Genomic DNA, 16,060 nt, shown 5'->3' with positions numbered 1-16,060 from the left:
CAGCGTACGCGGCCGGGATGCGCTCGAAGCGGGGCCACACCCGGCGGGGCCGAGCGGCGATTCCAAGTGCCACCTGTCACAATGGGGGGCATGAGGAGCATCGGCCGCGACGGCGGCGCCAGCGCGCGGGCGGCGGCACGAGGGCGCACGATCCACGCCCTGGTATCGGGAAGGGTCCAGGGGGTCGGCTTCCGCTGGTCCTGCATGGAGGAGGGCGAGCGCCTGGGCCTGGTGGGCGAGGTGCGCAACCTGCCCGATGGCGATGTGGAGGTTCTCGCGCAAGGCCCCGCCGACGACGTGGCGCGCCTCATCGCCTGGCTCTACCGCGGCCCGCGCTGGGCCTCGGTGAGCGCCGTCGTCATCACGGACCTGGAGCCCGGGAGCCTGAGGAAGCGGGCCTTCATCATGGGCAACTGACCGAGACCGGTCGAAAATAGGGGCGAGACCGGTTCACGGACCGGTCTCGCCCCTATTTTCGACCGGTCTCGGTCAGGGGGTCACGTCGGCGGCGCGCTCAGCGGCGCCCTCGGCGGCGCGCTCGGCGGCCTCCACGACGTTGGCCAGCAGGAGGGCGCGGGTCATCGGCCCCACTCCCCCCGGGTTGGGCGAGAGCCACGAGGCCACCTGGTCGACGCCGTCGGCCACGTCCCCGACGATCCGGCCCTTGCCGGTGACGGGGTCCACCACGCGCGAGACGCCCACGTCGAGTACGACGGCGCCCGGGGCCACCATCGCAGGAGTGATGATCCCGGCCGAGCCGGCCGCGGAGATGACGACATCCGCGCGGCGCACATGCGCGGCGAGGTCGGCGGTGCCCGTGTGGCACACGTCCACCGTGGCGTTGACGTCCTTGCGGGCCAGCAAGAGGCCGATGGTGCGCCCCACGGTGACGCCGCGGCCGACGACGCACACGTCCTTGCCGGCCAGGTCGATACCATGGCGGGCCATGAGCTCGATGCAGCCGCGCGGCGTGCACGGCAGCGGCGAGTCGATGGGCCCGGCACCGCGCAGGACGAGTCGGCCGAGGTTCGTGGGGTGGAGCCCGTCAGCGTCCTTGTCGGGGTCGATGCGCTCCAGGATGGCGTTGGTGTCGACGCCGCGCGGCAGCGGCAGCTGGACGATGTAGCCGGTGCAGGCGGGATCGGCGTTGAGGCGATCGATCGCGGTCTCGATCTCCCCCTGGGTGGCGGTGGCAGGCAGGTCCGCGCGAATGGACTCGATGCCGACCTCGCGGCAGTCCGAGTGCTTGCCGGCCACGTACTTGACGCTGCCCGGGTCCTCGCCGACGAGCACCGTGCCCAACCCGGGCACGACGCCGCGCGCCCGCAGTGCCGCCACCCGCTCGGTGAGTTCGGCCTTGATGGCGGCGGCGGAGGCCTTGCCGTCCAGGACGCGGGCGGCGCCCTCCCAGGGGGCCCTCACTGGACCAGGCCCGGGTAGAGCGGGAAGGCGTCGGTCAGGGCCGTCACCCGCGAGCGCAGGCCCGTGAGCAGGTCCTCGGTGGCGTTGCCGGCGGCGCCCGCGGTCAGCGCGGTGGCGATGATCTCGGCGACCTCGGTGAACTCGGCCTCACCGAAGCCGCGAGTGGCCAGGGCCGGGGTGCCGATGCGCAGTCCGGAGGTGATGCGCGGGGGGCGGGGGTCGAAGGGCACGGCGTTGCGGTTGACGGTGATCCCCGCGGCGTGGAGGAGGTCCTCGGCCTGCTGGCCGTCGAGGGCGGAGTCGCGCAGGTCCACCAGGACGAGGTGGACATCGGTGCCGCCGGTCACCAGGCTGATGCCCGCGCCGCGCACGTCGTCGGCCAGGAGGCGCTCGGCGAGGATCCGGGCCCCGGCGAGCGTGCGAGCCTGCCGGTCCGCGAACTCCGGGGTCCCGGCGATCTTCATGGCGATGGCCTTGGCGGCGATCGCGTGCATGAGGGGCCCGCCCTGCTGGCCTGGGAAGACGGCGGAGTTGAGCTTCTTGCCCCACTGCTCGGCGCGGTTGGACAGGATCATGCCCGAGCGCGGCCCACCGAGGGTCTTGTGGACGGTGGTGGACACGACGTCGGAGGCGGGCAGGGGGCTGGGGTGCAGGCCTGCCGCGACGAGCCCGGCGAAGTGCGCCATGTCGGTCCACAGCGCGGCGCCGACCTCGTCGGCGATGGAGCGGAAGGCGTCGAAGTCAAGGTGGCGGGGGTAGGCGGACCAGCCGGCGATGATGACGCGGGGGCGCTCGCGCAAGGCGGTCTCGCGCACCTGCTCCATCTCGATGCGGTGGGTGGTCTCATCGACGCCGTAGGCGGTGGCGTGGTAGTTCTTCCCGGAGAAGTTGATCCGCATGCCGTGGGTGAGATGCCCGCCGTGGGCGAGGGACAGGCCGAGGATGGTGTCGCCGGAGTCGGCCAGGGCGTGGAGGACGGCGGCGTTGGCCTGGGCCCCGGCGTGAGGCTGGACGTTGACGTACTCGGCGCTGAAGACGGCCTTGGCGCGGTCAATGGCGAGCTGCTCGGCGACGTCGACGACCTCGCAGCCACCGTAGTAGCGCTTACCGGGGTAGCCCTCGGCGTACTTGTTGGTGAGCACACTGCCCTGAGCCTGGAGGACAGCGCGGGGCACAAAGTTCTCAGAGGCGATCATCTCGAGCGTTCCGCGCTGGCGGTCGAGCTCGCCGTCCAGGACGGCGGCGATCTCGGGGTCGAGCTCGGCCAGGGGGAGGTTGTTGAGGGAGACGGTGGCTGGGGCGGTCATGCTTCTCCTGCGGGTACTCGGGCGCGCGTGCGCGCCGCGGCGGGCGATCCGCGGCCCAGGCGGGCGACCCCGGATCTGCGTGTCATGCCGCTCCCCGGTGGTGATCCACCCGGCGCCAGTCGCGACGGCCATACCCTATCGCGCCCGGCGGCGCGGCGGGCGGCGGCGCGGCGGGTGGCGGGTGGCGGGCGGTGGGCGCCTCCTACCCCGAGTGGTGCCATCCACCCCGACTGGTGCCATCCACCCCGAGCGGTACGATTTCCACCGAGCGGAGCGTCCTGCCCGCACCAGTGGGCGCAAACCGCACCTCCCAGTGCAAACCGCACCTCTCAGCGCGAGCCGCACCCGCCAGCGCGCGACGACGCCGAGGAAGCGGCGGGCGGAAAAGCGCACGCCAGTCGACCGGCGCCTCCTACCCCGACTGGTGCCATCTGCCCCGAGTGGTGCCATTTTCACCGAGTGGAGCGTCCTGCCCGCACCAGTGGGCGCAAACCGCACCTCCCAGTGCAAACCGCACCTCTCAGTGCGAGCCGGGCGACCGGCGCCATCTGCCCCGAGTGGTGCCATTTTCACCGAGTGGAGCGTCCTGCCCGCACCAGTGGGCGTAAACCGCACCTCTCAGTGCAAACCGCACCTCTCAGCGCGAGCCGCACCCGCCAGCGCACGGCGATCGACCGGCGCCCCCAACCCCGAGCGGTGCCATCCACCCCGAGTGGTGCGATTTCCACCGAATGGAGCGTCCTGCCCGCACCAGTGGGCGCAAACCGCACCTCTCAGCGCGAACCGCACCTCTCAGTGCGAGCGGCACCCGCCAGCGCGCCGCACCCGCCGCCCCGCCGCACCCGCACCCCTCAGTCGCCGCCGAACCAGTCGTCCATGGCATCGCCGTCGGGGCCGCTCCAGGCCAGGGCCGTCACGAACTCGTCGGGCCGGAGCAGGATGCGGGAGAAGGCCTCGCGCACGCGCTCGCAGGCGGCGTCGTCGGCGATGCCGGTGACCACCAGGTGGCAGCGCGGGCCGACAAGCCCGCCCGCTCCCGCCTCCGGTGCCTCCTCCTCACCCCAGGGGGCGGGCGCCTCGTCCCAGCTGCCGGCGTCACCAACGGTGACGGCACCGCCGGCGACCTCCCATGCGCAGACGCGCCCGGGTCGGCTGGGCAGCCAGAAGCAGCCGCGCGCACACATGCCCGCCCCGGCGAGGTCGGCGACGAGCTCGCGCAGCCGCTCGGGATGGAAGGGCCGGTCGGAGGCCAGATCGAGAGTGCGCACGCCGTGCTCCACCGGCCCTCCCCAGGCGCGGGTGGAGGCGGGGTGGACCCGGGCGACGGCGGCGCGAGCGTCATGGCGCACCGACAGGAGGGCGTCGAGGACCGGCGCGTCGAATCCGGGTAGGAGGAGCGCGTCGTGGGCGCGCAGGTGCTCGACGAGGTCCGCGCCCGCACCCTCCTCCCCCACCGCGATGATGACGTCGGCGTAGCCGAGCCCCAGCATGTGGACCTCGCCGGTGCAGCGGGGGTCGCCCTCGCCCCAGGCCAGGCCTCGGTCAGCCAGCGGGATGTGGGTGAGGATCTCGTCGACGGCGGTGGCGGTGAGAACCGCGTGGGCGACACCCGCGAGCGCGACGCCCGCAACCGACTCAAGCTCCTCCGCCAAGCGCGGCACGAGGTGGACGATCTCGATCGCCGGGGGCAGGAGGATGACGGTGACACCGTTCGGCTCGTCGTCGGCGCGGTCCTCGGCCACGGCGAGGAGCACTTCGTGCAGGGAGCAGGTGGGGCAGGACGTGGGCATGTCGACGTCGAGCACGGCGGGCTCGGCGAGCGCCGGGGAGGACTCGCCGTCGGGGGCCTGCGAGCCGGTCGAGGACAGTCTGATGACGCCGTTGTCTCCCTGATCGGGGTGGATCGTGGCGGCGATGACGAGGGCGTCCTCGCCGTGGAGGCTGAGGGCCGCCAGGTCCAGCAGAGCGGGATCGACGGCGCTGATGAGGGCGATCCGATGGCCGGCGCCCGCGTGGGGGCCGCGGTGAGCGCCCGTGTGAGGGCCCGCGTGGGGGCCGCGGGAGGAGGGCCGGTCCGCCCCCGGCCGGGATGAGTCGAGAGTCATGAGGGCTCCAACTTGACGGTAATGAGATTCAATCCCAATACTGCACCCATGACCACCTACTGCCAAGTCACGGGAGCCCGGCCAGTCTTCGGCAAGTCCGTCTCCCACTCCCACCGCCGCACGAACCGGCGCTGGGACCCCAACCTCCAGCGCAAGCGCTACTGGGCGCCCTCGCTCGGGCGCACCATCACGCTGACCGTGAGCGCGCGCGGGATCAAGACCATCGATAAGAAGGGCATCGACGCCGTCGTGGCCGACATGCTCGCCCGAGGGGAGAAGTTGCGATGAGCAAGACCGCCAAGGACCTGCGCCCCATCATCAAGATGGTGTCCACCGCGGGCACGGGCTTCACCTACGTCACCCGCAAGAACCGCCGCAACACCCCCGACCGCCTCGTGCTGCGCAAGTTCGACCCCGTGGTGCGCCGCCACGTCGAGTTCAAGGAGTCCCGCTGATGGCCAAGAACTCCAAGATCGCCGCGGACAAGCGCCGCCGCGCCGTCGTCGCCCGCTACGCCGAGCGCCGCGCTGAGCTCAAGAAAGCCAGCGTCAACCCGCATCTGAGCGCCGCCGAGCGCGAGACCGCCATGGCCGCGCTGCACGCCCTGCCCCGCGACGCCTCCCCCACGCGAGTGCGCAACCGGGACGCCGTCGACGGGCGCCCGCGTGGCTACCTGCGCGTCACCGGGACCTCCCGAGTGAGATTCCGCGAGATGGCCTCGCGCGGCGAGCTGCCCGGCATCGTCAAGTCGTCCTGGTGACAAGGAGCACATCATGAGACCTGGAATCCACCCCGATTACCATCCCATCGTCTTCCGCGACAAGAGCGCGGACTTCGCCTTCCTGACCCGCTCGACCATGACCTCCGCCGAGACCATCGAGTGGGAGGACGGCAATACCTACCCCGTCGTCGACGTCGAGGTTTCCAGCGCCTCCCACCCGTTCTGGACCGGCAAGGGCCGCATCCTGGACACGGCCGGCCGCGTGGAGAAGTTCGAGCGCCGCTACGGCAAGCGCACCCGCCCCACGAAGAAGGAGGCCTGAGCATGAAGGTCCGCGCCTCGATCCGCTCCCTGGCCAAGCAGCCGGGCTCGAAGGTGGTGCGCCGCCGCGGCCACACCTACGTCATCAACAAGAAGAACCCGCGCCTCAAGGCCCGCCAGGGCTGAGCTTCCCACGACGACTCCCGCCCGGGAGCCCTCCTCCCCACTCCCTAGCGCCCCGCGCCCACCCCGACCGGCGCGGGGCGCCCCCGCGGGGGGGGCGGGTCGCGCGAGACCGGTCGAAATCACGAGCGAGACCGGGCGCCCCCCCGCGTGGAGGGCGGGTTGGGGTAGCAGATGAGGCGCGGCGCCCAGCGGGGCGCCCCCGTGGGCGGGGCGATGGGGACGATGCGAGACGATGGGAAGCGCTGCCGTGGAACAGCCGTTGTCGACGGCGCCCGGCGGCCCTAGGCTGGCGACCGCGCCCATCGGCGCCGCGCCCCTGCCCGGCGCGGCGCCCCTGCCCGGCGCGGCGCGGGAAGGAAGAGCGATGCACGCCAGGGGCCGAGGCCGAAGAGTCGTCGTATCCGCCGTCACAGCCGCGGCGGCGGCGCTGTGGATCGGGGGGATGCATGGCTGCGCCCCCGAGAAGTCCGACGACGGCAACACCGACGCCGACTACGTCAAGGTCTGCAAGGACCCCGCCACGGGTCAGCGCATCGAGGACGAGAAGTGCTCCGACGGCGGGAGCGACCGCTCGAGGAGACCCCACTGGGTCTACGCGCCGATCTCGCGCGGCTCCTCGGTCAGGGCCCCGGGGGTCGGCGAGGCAGTGCCCTCTGGGTATGACGGCTCCAAGCCGTCGTCGAGCAGGAAGGTCACCACCTCCAAGCGCTCGGGGGGCTCCTACTCGCGGGGCTCGGGGACCAGTCACGGGGGCTTCGGCTCCGGCTCCAAGGGCGGATCGGGGTCCTGAATGCTGCGCGTCCCATGCTCACCGCGCCCCGGCTGGCGCGACATCATCGCCCGCCAGGGCCTCGTCTTCTCCGAGACCACCGACCCCGCCACGGGGATCAGCACCAGCTACTGGAATGAGTTCGCCTGCTACGAGCTCACCACGGACGAGGTCAACCTCCTGGAGCGCACCAGCGAGAGCCTCCACATGATGGCCAAGGATGCGGCCGGCTTCCTCGCCGAGGAATCCCTCAAGCCCGGCTCCCCCTTCAACCTGGGCATCCCGCGGGAGGCCATCGAGTACGCCACGGTCTCCCTCGACCGCGATGACCCCTCGCTCTACTCGCGCTTCGACCTCATCTACTCGGGCAATGACGGGCGCCCGCCGAAGATGCTGGAGTACAACGCGGACACCCCCACCGGGCTGGTGGAAGCCGCCCTCATCCAGTGGTACTGGCACGAGGACGTCCACCTGAAGGCGGGCCTGACGGGCATCGACCAGTGGAACGGCATCCACGAGGAGCTCATCGCCCAGTGGGGGCGCATCGATGAGCGCCTCGGCGGCCTTCACGGCCTGCGCCCCCACATGTACCACTTCGCCTACACCGACGCCGACGACTCCGGCGAGGACCTCATGACCACGAGCTACCTCATGGACACCGCCACGCAGGCGGGCCTGACCGGCATGCTCGTGGAGATGAAGCAGCTCGGGCTGGATCGGGAGGCCGCCCGCTTCACCGATGGGGAGAACCGCCATCTCGAGGCCATCTTCAAGCTCTACCCGTGGGAGGAGATGATGTTCGAGGAGTTCGGCCCCGCGATCTGCGCGCTCAAGCCGGACCACTGGTTCCAGCCCGCCTGGACGATGTTCCTGTCCACCAAGGCGCTGTCGGCGGCGCTGTGGCACCTCTACCCGAACCACCCCAACCTCATCCCCACCTACATGTACCCCGACGAGGCCCGCGCCCGCCACGACACCATGGGCATGAGCGAGTACGTCATCAAGCCTCTTCACGCCCGCGAGGGCGCGAACATCGAGTTGCATGGGGAGGGCCGGCACATCGTCCAACCCGGCGGCTGGGGCGTAGAGGGGCACGTCATCCAGGAGTTCTGCGCGCTGCCCGACTTCACCGGCTCCGACCACCTCCACAACCGCCCCGTCCTGGGCACCTGGATGGTCGGCGACGAGTGCTACGGCCTGGGCATCCGCGAGTCCGATGGGCCCATCACGGACTACTACTGCCGGTTCGTGCCCAATCGGATCCGGCTTTAGGCGCCGGGGATGGTGGCGCCCGGATCGACGACGGCGCCCCCTCGAGGGCGACGCGAGGAACGGCCCCGGAGGCCTGGGGCGAGCACCCCGCGGCTGACCACCGCTCAGGGAACCGCGCTCGCCCTGTCCGCCACGGCCCCGTGGTACTCGATCATGGTGACCGCGCCGCTCATCGCCGCGCTGGTCGGCTCGGGCACCGCCGCCGTCTACCTGCTCGCGGCGATCCCCGCCGCCCTCGTGGCCGCCGGGATGAGCGCCAACGACCGCCGAGACCCGCATAAGGGCAGCGTCTACGCCTGGGTGCGGCACCGCCTGCCGCGCACCGGTTGGCTCGCGGGCTTCTGCCTGGCCTCCACCGGCGTCATCGCCACCTCCGGGATGGCCCACGTGGCCGCCGACCTACTCATCCCCTCCGCCCCAGCGGCGCTCAAGGCCTGCCTGGCGGCGGCGCTCACCGGCGTCGCCGCGCTCATCGACCTCTACGAGCTGCGGCTCATGGCGGCCTTGCAGTACCTGGCGATCATCGCGGGCGTGGGGGCGACGATCGTCTGCGCCGGGCTCGTGGCCGGGGGCGGGGTGCGGCTGGCGCCCATGGCCGGCTCTCCCCTTGACTGGTTCCACGCGGTGCTGCTGGCCGTCTTCGCCTACTGGGGCTTCGACGCGATCTTCGCGCTCACCGAGGTCACGAGCGCTGGGGCGCCGCAGCGGGTGACCGCGCTGACCGTGGTGGGGCTCATCGGCTTCTTCGCCGTCGGCGGGACGGCGTACAGCGCCGTCGACCCCACCCCCGTCACGGGCCATCTGGTGGTGCGCATCGCGGTGGTCTCCTCGGCGATCATGAGCCTGGGCTCCACGCTCGTGCCCACGGCGCGCGGGATCGAGGCGATGGCCGACGCCGGCCAGATCCCCTCCTGGGCGGGCCTCCTGCGGCGGACCTCTTGGGCGACGGCGGTGGTCACGACCGCCTCAGTGGCCTGGGCGGGCCTGCTGCTCATCTCCGAGGGGCTCTTCACGGACACGGTCGACGCGCTCAGCGTGCTCGTGGGACTGTACTTCACCGCGAGCTCGCTCATCGCGGCGCTGCGCGCCCGCTCCCAGCGCGAGCGGTGGGCCCAGGTCGCGGCGGTCGCGCTCATGGTGGTCATCACGACGGCGGTGGCGATCCAGATGCTCGATCCGGCTTACGGGGCGACGGCGGTCGGCGGCGTCGGCGGGGTGGGGCTCATCGTCGTCGGGCTGAGCGCGCTGGGGGTGGCGGGGGCGCTGCGCTACGGCGGTCCCGAATCGGGGGCGCGCGGCGGGGCTGGGTAGGCTGCGCCCATGACTGCTCCCGCCACCACGCCCGCGACGGCTCCCGCCACGCCGTCGGAGCCCTCCCCCACCGCCCATCTCGTCCTCACCCTGTCCTGCCCGGACCGGCCCGGGATCGTCCATGCGGTCACGGGGGCGCTGGCCCGGCGCGGTGGGAACATCACCGAGTCCTCCCAGTTCGGCGATGAGGAGACCGGCCTGTTCTTCATGCGCGTGACAGTGCTCACCCGCGTGCCCCGCTCGGAGCTGGAGGCCGACCTCGCCGAACTCGCCAGCACCTACTCGATGCGATGGGAGCTGGGCGAGGTGGATCGCCCCCTGCGCACGCTCATCATGGTGAGCAAGGACGCCCACTGCCTGACCGACCTGCTCTTCCGCGCTCGCAGCCAGGGCCTGCCGATCGACGTCGTGGGCGTGGTGGGCAACCATGAGGACCTGCGGCCCGTCGCCGAGTTCTACGGCGTCCCCTTCCGCTGCATCCCGGTCACCAAGGAGACCAAGGCGGAGGCGGAGGCCGAACTGCTGGGGCTCGTGGACGAGCTCGGCGTGGAACTCGTGGTGCTGGCGCGCTACATGCAGATCCTCTCGGAGTCCCTGTGTGAGCGGCTGCGCGGCAACGTCATCAACATCCACCACTCCTTCCTGCCGTCCTTCAAGGGCGCCAAGCCCTACCACCAGGCTCACGCGCGCGGCGTCAAGCTCATCGGCGCCACCGCCCACTACGTGACGGCGGACCTGGACGAGGGGCCGATCATCGAGCAGGACGTCACGCGTGCCTCGCACGCTGACTCCCCCGTGGCGCTTCAGCGCAAGGGTCAGGACGTCGAGCGCCGGGTGCTGGCGCAGGCTGTTAAGTGGCACGCCGAGCACCGCGTCCTCCTCAACGGCAACCGGACCGTCGTCTTCCCCTGACCAGCCTGACCGCGAGCGCCTCCCGATGCGAGACCGGTCGAAAATAGGACCGAGACCGGTTCCCGGACCGGTCTCGGCCCTGACACCGGTCTCGATCCTGGCAACGACCGGTATCGACCGTCATTTCGACCGGTCTCGATCCTGGCAACGACCGGTATCGACCGTCATTTCGACCGGTCTCGGTCCTGACAACGACCGGTCTCGCTCGTGATTTCGACCGGTCTCGATCAGAGGACGTCGGCGCCCCGGCGCAGGACCCGCACGGGGGCGAGTTCGGCGTCGGTGACCAGCACGTCGGCCCATAGGCCCGGGCGCAGCGCGCCGATACTGGCGTCCCCGAGGATCGTCGCGCCCTGGACGGAGGCGGCGTACACGGCGTCCACGAGCGGGACGCCGCCGCGCCAGGTGGTGCGCACGACGTCGATCAGATGCGCCGTCCCGCCGGCGATCGCGTCCTTGCCGGTGAGCCGGGCGACGCCCTCGGAGACGGTGACCGCCTGGGGGCCGAGGACGTACTCGCCATCGGGCATGCCGGCCGCGGCCATCGCATCGGTGATGAGGACGACGTTGTCCCGCCCCAGCGTCTCGAACATGTCGAGCACGATCGCCGGATCGAGGTGGACGCCGTCGCCGATCATCTCCAGGACGCACTCGCCCCGCTGGGCGGCGGCCAGGAACTCCGGCACCGGCCCCGGGGCGCGATGGTGCATGGGGCGCATGCCGTTGAACAGGTGCGTCGCCGTCGAGCGCGGCGAGCGGATCGGCGCTCCGGCCCCCAGGCGCGCCGCGATGCGCTCGGCGGCATCGGCCAGAGCGGCCCGCACGGGGGCGGCGCCGGAGTCGGTGTGCCCAAAGGAGGGCAGGGCGCCGCCCTCGATGAGCGCGGCGTTGACGCCCTCGTCGCCGGTGATGCCGGGCTTCTCCGGGGCGATCGTCATCGTGACCACGTGACCGCGGCCCAACTCGATGAGCTCGCGGGTGAGCGGGGCATCGGGGTCGACGATGTAGGTCGGGTCCTGGGCGCCGCAGCGCTCCACGGAGACGAACGGCCCCTCGAAGTGGATGCCGGCGAGCTCGCCGGCGTCGCACAACTCGGCCAGGACCGCGGTGCGCTCCCTCAAGACATCGGCGGCCGCCGTCACGCAGGAGGCCACGAGGGAGGTAGTGCCGTGGCGGCGGTGTTCCAGGATGGAGACCATCGCCTGCTCGGGGGCGGTGGCGTTGGGGAAGGACTCGCCGCCCCCGCCGTGGCAGTGCACGTCCACGAGACCGGGCAGGAGGTAACCGCCCTCGGGAGCCGCCTCGGCGCCCTGGAGCGCCTCGCCGAATCCCGCGCCAGGCGCCGCCGAGGCCTCCCCGACCCAGGCGATATGGCGGTCCGCGATGACGACGAGGCCGTCGTCGATGATGGCGTCCGGTGTGACGACTCGTCCGCGCAGGGCGGTGGCAGCGCTGCTCATGCTCGCAGCATAGACCCAGACATCAGACAACCGCGACCGCGCTGGCCGCGCCCAGCAGCCGCAGGCTCCCCCGGGCCCCTCCTTGGGCCACCGCCCGGGCCAGCGGCACGGCTCCCGCGCCCGGGTCGGCCGCGTAGTCCCGCGCGTTCGTCATCTCGACGGCGTCCGCGAGCGCCCGGGCGGCCTCCCCTTTGGGCAAGGTCATCCAGCGGGAGAGGCCCTCGGCGGTTATCGGACCGTGACTCGTGGCGTAGCGCCGGGCGATCTCGACGAGGGCGGCGCGGTGGCCGGCCTCTCCCCTGGCGACTCCCCCGCCGCCGCCGTGACGTGGACGGTGCCGCGCATGGGCCAGGAGAGCACGAGCCCCTGCGCCACGATCCGCAGCAGCGAGGCCTGACGGGGCAGGGGCCGGCCCGCTGGAGCCTTGCGAGGAGCGCGAGCGGTCATGGCGGGACTCCGTCAGAAGAGGCGTGATTCGGCGTCGTCCATGCCGCGCATCGCGTCGTAGTCCAGGACGACGCAGCGAATACCCCGATCCTCGGCGAGCACGCGCGCCTGGGGCTTGATGGTCTGGGCGGCGAAGACCCCGCGCACGGGGGCGAGCAGGGGGTCGCGCCCCAGGAGGTCGAGGTAGCGGGTGAGCTGCTCGACGCCGTCGATCCCGCCCACGCGCTTGATCTCGACGGCGACGCTCGCCCCCGTGGAGTCCTTGGCCATGATGTCCACCGGCCCGATGGCGGTGGGGTACTCGCGGCGCACGAGGCGGTGGCCGGGGCCCAGGACCTCGATCTGCTCGGCAAGGAGCTCCTGGAGGTGGGCCTCGACGCCGTCCTTGAGCAGGCCCGGCTCGGGGCCCAGGTCCACCGAGTCGTCCGAGATGATCTCGTGGATGCGGATGACGAGGCGGTCGTCGGTCTTGGTGGAGGAGACCTCCCAGAGGGCGACGACGCCGGCCTCGCGGTCCTCTGCATCCGGTTCCAACTCGGTCAGGCGCGCCGGCGGGCTCATCCAGTTCAGCGGCTTGTAGGAGCCGCCGTCGCAGTGGACGAGCACGGAGCCGTCCGCCTTGACCATGATGAGGCGGTTGGCCCGGTCCAGGTGGGCGGACAGGCGGCCGGAGTAGTCAACGGAGCAGGAAGCGATGACAACGCGCACCGGCCCACCCTAGCGGGTAGCCTCGGTCGCTAACGACAAGACTGCGCGCTGGCAGCCGCGACGTGAGAGGAGTCCCCGTGATCCCTTCCGAGCCGCCCTCCGGCCCTCCCGGCCCTCCCGCCCCTCCCGACCCTCCTGACGCTCCCGGCCCTCCTGACGCTCCCGGCCCTCCTGACGCTCCCGGCCCTCCCGGCCCTCCCGGCGACCTCTACAGCGCGAATGCCGACATCCACGCGGCGCTGGCCCAGCCCTACGTGGAGGCGATGGGCCCCGCGCTCACAGAGCTCCTCCGCGGCGACGACGGCGCTCCGCCCGGGCTGCCGATCCTCGACCTCGGCTCGGGCACTGGGGCCCTCCTGCCCTGCCTCGCGGCCCTCGGTGATCACCCGCTGTGCGCCGTCGAGCCGCATCCGGCCATGCGGGCCGGGCTCATGGCCACCATCTGCGCCCTTCCCGGCCTGGCGCGGCGCGTGACCGCGCTGCCCGGAACTCTCGACGACGCCGCACCCCTCCTGCCCTCCCGTCTCGGGGCGGTCGTCGCGCTCAACGTGCTCGGGCACCTCGACGAGGCGGAGGAGGAGAGGTTCTGGAGTTTCACGGGCGAGCGCCTGGCCCCGGGAGGCGTCGTCGTCATCTCCCTGCAGGGCCCGCTGGAGCCCACCGAGGTTCCGTGGACCGACTTCGGGCTAAGCGCCGTCGGCGGGCTGCGATACGGCATGGAGGGCCGGGCCGAGCCCGACGGCGACTCGATGCGCTGGAGCATGCGATGGACAGTCCGCACGGCGGCGGGGGATGTGATCGATGAGCGCACGGCCCGCACCTCCTGGCGGATCCTCACCCCGGAGCGCCTGCGCGCCCGGGCCGCGCGGATCGGCCTGGAGCCGGGACCGGCGCGCGATGACCTCCTCCTGCTCTCCTTCGTCCGCCGCTGAGCCGGTCGCCCCGGCTGACGAGCCGATTCACGCGGCAGCCCGCGATGGGGTGATGATCTGACCATTGACCAATGGCTAGCCGTACCCTGAGGAGCCCCACGAGTGACCAGCACGAGCGCCGCGGCACCGCCCGGCCCCGCCCCCGATCCGGCGAGTTGGCGCCTGCGCCTGCGCCGGGGGCCGTACCTCACCGGGACGGCCGGGAAAGCCCGGCTCATCGGCCTCGACGCCGCTCGGGGCGTCGCGCTGTTCGGCATGGCGGCGGCCCATGTGGGCGTAACGAGCTGCGGGCTCGACACGCTGCCGGGCTGGCTCAACCTGGCGCACGGCCGCTCCGCGGTTCTCTTCGCGATCATCGCGGGGTTCTCGCTCGGGATCATGTCCGGGCGCGAGACGCCCCACACGGGCGAGCGCCTCCTGCGCACGCGGCTGCGGATCCTCGTGCGCGCGGTGCTGCTCATGGCGATCGCCGGGGCGCTCATCACCTTCACCACCGGGGTTGCGATCATCCTGGGCTACTACGCGGCCTGGTTCGCCGTGGCCCTGCCGGTCCTCCACTGGGGCGCCCGCAGGCTGCTCATCGCCGCGGCGGCCACCGCCGCCCTCGGGCCGCTCGTCCTCAAGGCGCTCCCGCTGGCGATGGCGCGACTGGGCCTGGCTTCCTCGCCCGCCGCCTCCGACGGCTCCGAGGCGCTCCTGGGCATGTTCATCACGGGCGCCTACCCCGGCGCGGTGTGGATGTCCTTCATCTTCTTGGGGATGGGGCTCGCGAGGATGGGGATCAGCGGGACCCGGCGCCTGGTCAGGCTCGCGGCGATCGGGGCGCTGTGCGCGGTGCTCGGCTACGGCGGCGCCTACGTGCTCACGCGCGCGGCGGGGGCCGACGAGCCGGACGCCTTCCACCTCGCCGTTCCCACGAGCCGGGGCGCCTCCGTCGTCGGCTCCGATGGGCTCCCGGAGCCCGAGGCGGACCGGGCCGTCAAAGTCGAGATGCCGAGCTGCGGCGACGGCGAGGCGATCAGCGGCTCCTCCGAGTGGCCGGTGCTGCTCTCGGCAAAGCCGCACACGAACAGCTTCTTCGAGGCCGTGGGCTCCGGCGGAGTGGCGGTGGCCGTCATCGCGCTGCTGAGCCTGCTGGCCTCGGCGGGGGCGTGGGCGCGGTGGCTGCTCGCGCCGCTGGCCGCCATGGGATCGATGTCCCTGACGATCTACAGCGCGCATATCGTGGCGATCTGGGCCTTCGACCTCACGAGCGTCCAGACGAACAGGCCTCTGATGATCATGATGGGCGTCCTGGCGGCCTTCGCGATGGCCTGGCTGGCCGTCTTCGTCCGCGGGCCGATGGAGCACGTTGTGCATGTCATCTCCCTGCGGGCCACCCGGGCCCCCAGCACCCCGCCCCCTCCCCCTCGCCCCCTCCCCCTCGCCGAGACCGGTCGAAAATAAGAGCGAGACCGGTCGATATCAGGACCGAGACCGGTCGAAATCACGAGCGAGACCGGTCGATATCAGGACCGAGACCGGTCGAAATCACGAGCGAGACCGGTCCAACTGCCGCGATTCCTCCCAGCGGCAGGCCTCTCGACGCCGTGTCCGGCTCGTAATGGCCCGTGGCGCTGGACTGGGTGGGGCCCTGCTGCTCGCCCCGGACGCTCGCCCAGCCGATAACCGGCTCTTCTGATTAAGGGGTGTTGCAGGAGTGTCAACCCGCTTGCTTCGGGGGCTGGGGGTGATCAGGTCGGTGTCGGGGCGCGGGATCGGGCGGGCCTTGCGCAGGGGACGCTGGGCCGGCAGTCGTGGCCACGCGGCTGTGCTGGATGCGCTGGCGGCACTGGTTGGGTCGTGGCCAGCCAGCCGCGCCACGTGGAAGGGGCCAGCACGGGGCAGCGTCGGCCATCTGCTGGGTGGTGCTGGTCTTGAGCCCCGTGAAGCCCTCCATGGCGATCGCCTCGATGCCCTCCGGCCAGGCCTGGGGCGACGGCCAGGTTGTGAGCGCTTGCTTGGAGCGGCCGTGGGACCATGTCGGGAAGGTAGGCCGGCCCCGGTGCTCTCGCGCACAGGGGGCGGGTCGATGACCGCGGTGACGCGCTTGTCGCCCTTGCGCGTGTGGCGCCACACATGCTCGTCGACCCCGGTGACGCTGGCACGGCCAAAGCGCGAGGGAGCCACTGATCAACGCCCGGCGTGCCTCAAGCCAGCATCTCGTCGTCGGCCATGCCCCCAGGGCACCCCCGACGCCCGGGCCGC

The 16,060-nt window shown here is 72.1% G+C and carries 19 protein-coding genes and 1 riboswitch; of the genes, 13 read left to right on the top strand and 6 right to left on the bottom strand.

Annotated elements, in window-relative coordinates:
• The first annotated feature begins 90 nt into the window (after positions 1–90).
• On the top strand, positions 91–417 hold the full coding sequence (locus tag GVV76_RS07355; protein WP_159626078.1) for an acylphosphatase: 327 nt from the start codon (positions 91–93) through the stop codon (positions 415–417).
• A gap of 72 nt (positions 418–489) precedes the next feature.
• On the opposite strand, the gene GVV76_RS07350 is transcribed toward GVV76_RS07355, so the two are convergent.
• The 3 genes from GVV76_RS07350 to GVV76_RS07340 all read right to left on the bottom strand — a co-directional run bounded on the left by GVV76_RS07350 (position 490) and on the right by GVV76_RS07340 (position 4,834).
• Complete coding sequence (locus GVV76_RS07350) at positions 490–1,422, bottom strand: bifunctional methylenetetrahydrofolate dehydrogenase/methenyltetrahydrofolate cyclohydrolase (RefSeq protein ID WP_159626076.1); 933 nt, start codon at positions 1,420–1,422, stop codon at positions 490–492.
• Positions 1,419–2,729, bottom strand: coding sequence for a serine hydroxymethyltransferase (gene glyA, locus GVV76_RS07345; RefSeq protein ID WP_159626074.1), 1,311 nt, complete (start codon positions 2,727–2,729; stop codon positions 1,419–1,421). The genes GVV76_RS07350 and glyA overlap by 4 nt, the downstream gene beginning before the upstream one ends.
• Positions 2,730–2,775: 46 nt before the next feature.
• Positions 2,776–2,862, bottom strand: a riboswitch (ZMP/ZTP riboswitch).
• 718 nt (positions 2,863–3,580) lie between these two features.
• On the bottom strand, positions 3,581–4,834 hold the full coding sequence (locus tag GVV76_RS07340; RefSeq protein WP_159626072.1) for a GTP-binding protein: 1,254 nt from the start codon (positions 4,832–4,834) through the stop codon (positions 3,581–3,583).
• 48 nt (positions 4,835–4,882) lie between these two features.
• On the opposite strand from GVV76_RS07340, the gene rpmB reads away from it, so the two are divergent.
• From rpmB to purU, 9 genes are all read left to right on the top strand, one after another.
• Complete coding sequence (rpmB, locus tag GVV76_RS07335; RefSeq protein WP_073451341.1) at positions 4,883–5,122, top strand: 50S ribosomal protein L28; 240 nt, start codon at positions 4,883–4,885, stop codon at positions 5,120–5,122.
• Positions 5,119–5,289: a 50S ribosomal protein L33 gene (gene rpmG / locus GVV76_RS07330; RefSeq protein WP_159523998.1), complete on the top strand. Its 171-nt coding sequence runs from the start codon at positions 5,119–5,121 to the stop codon at positions 5,287–5,289. The genes rpmB and rpmG overlap by 4 nt, the downstream gene beginning before the upstream one ends.
• Positions 5,289–5,594 carry a 30S ribosomal protein S14 gene (gene rpsN / locus GVV76_RS07325; RefSeq protein ID WP_159626070.1) on the top strand — a complete coding sequence of 102 codons (306 nt, stop codon included), beginning with the start codon at positions 5,289–5,291 and terminating at the stop codon, positions 5,592–5,594. Before rpmG ends, rpsN begins: the two co-directional genes overlap by 1 nt.
• 13 nt (positions 5,595–5,607) lie before the next feature.
• A complete protein-coding gene (locus GVV76_RS07320) occupies positions 5,608–5,877 on the top strand; it encodes a type B 50S ribosomal protein L31 (protein ID WP_159523996.1) in 270 nt (89 codons plus the stop codon).
• Between the two features lie 2 nt (positions 5,878–5,879).
• Positions 5,880–6,002: a type B 50S ribosomal protein L36 gene (ykgO, locus tag GVV76_RS07315; RefSeq protein WP_003782012.1), complete on the top strand. Its 123-nt coding sequence runs from the start codon at positions 5,880–5,882 to the stop codon at positions 6,000–6,002.
• A 232-nt stretch (positions 6,003–6,234) separates the two neighbouring features.
• Positions 6,235–6,792, top strand: coding sequence for a hypothetical protein (locus GVV76_RS07310; protein ID WP_236263301.1), 558 nt, complete (start codon positions 6,235–6,237; stop codon positions 6,790–6,792).
• A complete protein-coding gene (locus GVV76_RS07305; RefSeq protein ID WP_159626068.1) occupies positions 6,793–8,043 on the top strand; it encodes a glutathionylspermidine synthase family protein in 1,251 nt (416 codons plus the stop codon). It begins immediately after the preceding gene.
• Positions 8,044–8,196: 153 nt separating this feature from the next.
• Positions 8,197–9,354, top strand: a complete 1,158-nt coding sequence (locus GVV76_RS07300; protein ID WP_159626066.1) for an APC family permease — start codon at positions 8,197–8,199, stop codon at positions 9,352–9,354.
• A 9-nt stretch (positions 9,355–9,363) separates the two neighbouring features.
• Entirely contained in the window at positions 9,364–10,266 is a 903-nt protein-coding gene (purU, locus tag GVV76_RS07295) for a formyltetrahydrofolate deformylase (RefSeq protein ID WP_159523993.1), read from the top strand.
• A 227-nt stretch (positions 10,267–10,493) separates the two neighbouring features.
• On the opposite strand, the gene GVV76_RS07290 is transcribed toward purU, so the two are convergent.
• Positions 10,494–11,726, bottom strand: coding sequence for an N-acetylglucosamine-6-phosphate deacetylase (locus GVV76_RS07290; protein ID WP_159626063.1), 1,233 nt, complete (start codon positions 11,724–11,726; stop codon positions 10,494–10,496).
• A 22-nt stretch (positions 11,727–11,748) separates the two neighbouring features.
• Complete coding sequence (locus tag GVV76_RS10215) at positions 11,749–11,931, bottom strand: hypothetical protein (protein ID WP_201292215.1); 183 nt, start codon at positions 11,929–11,931, stop codon at positions 11,749–11,751.
• A 33-nt stretch (positions 11,932–11,964) separates the two neighbouring features.
• Here GVV76_RS10215 and GVV76_RS07280 point away from each other — a divergent pair, with 33 nt between their 5' ends.
• Entirely contained in the window at positions 11,965–12,123 is a 159-nt protein-coding gene (locus GVV76_RS07280) for a hypothetical protein (RefSeq protein WP_159626061.1), read from the top strand.
• Between the two features lie 62 nt (positions 12,124–12,185).
• On the opposite strand, the gene nucS is transcribed toward GVV76_RS07280, so the two are convergent.
• Positions 12,186–12,881, bottom strand: a complete 696-nt coding sequence (nucS, locus tag GVV76_RS07275; RefSeq protein ID WP_159523989.1) for an endonuclease NucS — start codon at positions 12,879–12,881, stop codon at positions 12,186–12,188.
• A 77-nt stretch (positions 12,882–12,958) separates the two neighbouring features.
• Between nucS and GVV76_RS07270 the strand changes: the two genes are divergently transcribed.
• Both GVV76_RS07270 and GVV76_RS07265 read left to right on the top strand, forming a co-directional pair.
• A complete protein-coding gene (locus GVV76_RS07270) occupies positions 12,959–13,813 on the top strand; it encodes a class I SAM-dependent methyltransferase (RefSeq protein ID WP_159626059.1) in 855 nt (284 codons plus the stop codon).
• Between the two features lie 102 nt (positions 13,814–13,915).
• On the top strand, positions 13,916–15,259 hold the full coding sequence (locus GVV76_RS07265; protein ID WP_159626057.1) for a heparan-alpha-glucosaminide N-acetyltransferase domain-containing protein: 1,344 nt from the start codon (positions 13,916–13,918) through the stop codon (positions 15,257–15,259).
• Positions 15,260–16,060 lie beyond the last annotated feature (801 nt).

The organism is Actinomyces sp. zg296, assembly GCF_009829695.1.
Lineage (GTDB): Bacteria > Actinomycetota > Actinomycetes > Actinomycetales > Actinomycetaceae > Actinomyces > Actinomyces marmotae.
The sequence above is the reverse complement of the archived record's forward strand: the minus strand, read 5'-3'. Positions and strand labels throughout refer to the sequence as shown.

Coding starts and splice junctions, on each gene's coding strand:
- GVV76_RS07305 (WP_159626068.1), top strand. CDS start 6,793: ATGCTGCGCGTCCCATGCTCACCGCGCCCCGGCTGGCGCGACATCATC.
- GVV76_RS07340 (WP_159626072.1), bottom strand. CDS start 4,834: ATGACTCTCGACTCATCCCGGCCGGGGGCGGACCGGCCCTCCTCCCGC.
- GVV76_RS07355 (WP_159626078.1), top strand. CDS start 91: ATGAGGAGCATCGGCCGCGACGGCGGCGCCAGCGCGCGGGCGGCGGCA.
- GVV76_RS07290 (WP_159626063.1), bottom strand. CDS start 11,726: ATGAGCAGCGCTGCCACCGCCCTGCGCGGACGAGTCGTCACACCGGAC.
- GVV76_RS10215 (WP_201292215.1), bottom strand. CDS start 11,931: ATGACCTTGCCCAAAGGGGAGGCCGCCCGGGCGCTCGCGGACGCCGTC.
- ykgO (WP_003782012.1), top strand. CDS start 5,880: ATGAAGGTCCGCGCCTCGATCCGCTCCCTGGCCAAGCAGCCGGGCTCG.
- GVV76_RS07320 (WP_159523996.1), top strand. CDS start 5,608: ATGAGACCTGGAATCCACCCCGATTACCATCCCATCGTCTTCCGCGAC.
- rpsN (WP_159626070.1), top strand. CDS start 5,289: ATGGCCAAGAACTCCAAGATCGCCGCGGACAAGCGCCGCCGCGCCGTC.
- rpmG (WP_159523998.1), top strand. CDS start 5,119: ATGAGCAAGACCGCCAAGGACCTGCGCCCCATCATCAAGATGGTGTCC.
- glyA (WP_159626074.1), bottom strand. CDS start 2,729: ATGACCGCCCCAGCCACCGTCTCCCTCAACAACCTCCCCCTGGCCGAG.
- GVV76_RS07310 (WP_236263301.1), top strand. CDS start 6,235: ATGGGAAGCGCTGCCGTGGAACAGCCGTTGTCGACGGCGCCCGGCGGC.
- rpmB (WP_073451341.1), top strand. CDS start 4,883: ATGACCACCTACTGCCAAGTCACGGGAGCCCGGCCAGTCTTCGGCAAG.
- GVV76_RS07300 (WP_159626066.1), top strand. CDS start 8,197: ATGGTGACCGCGCCGCTCATCGCCGCGCTGGTCGGCTCGGGCACCGCC.
- purU (WP_159523993.1), top strand. CDS start 9,364: ATGACTGCTCCCGCCACCACGCCCGCGACGGCTCCCGCCACGCCGTCG.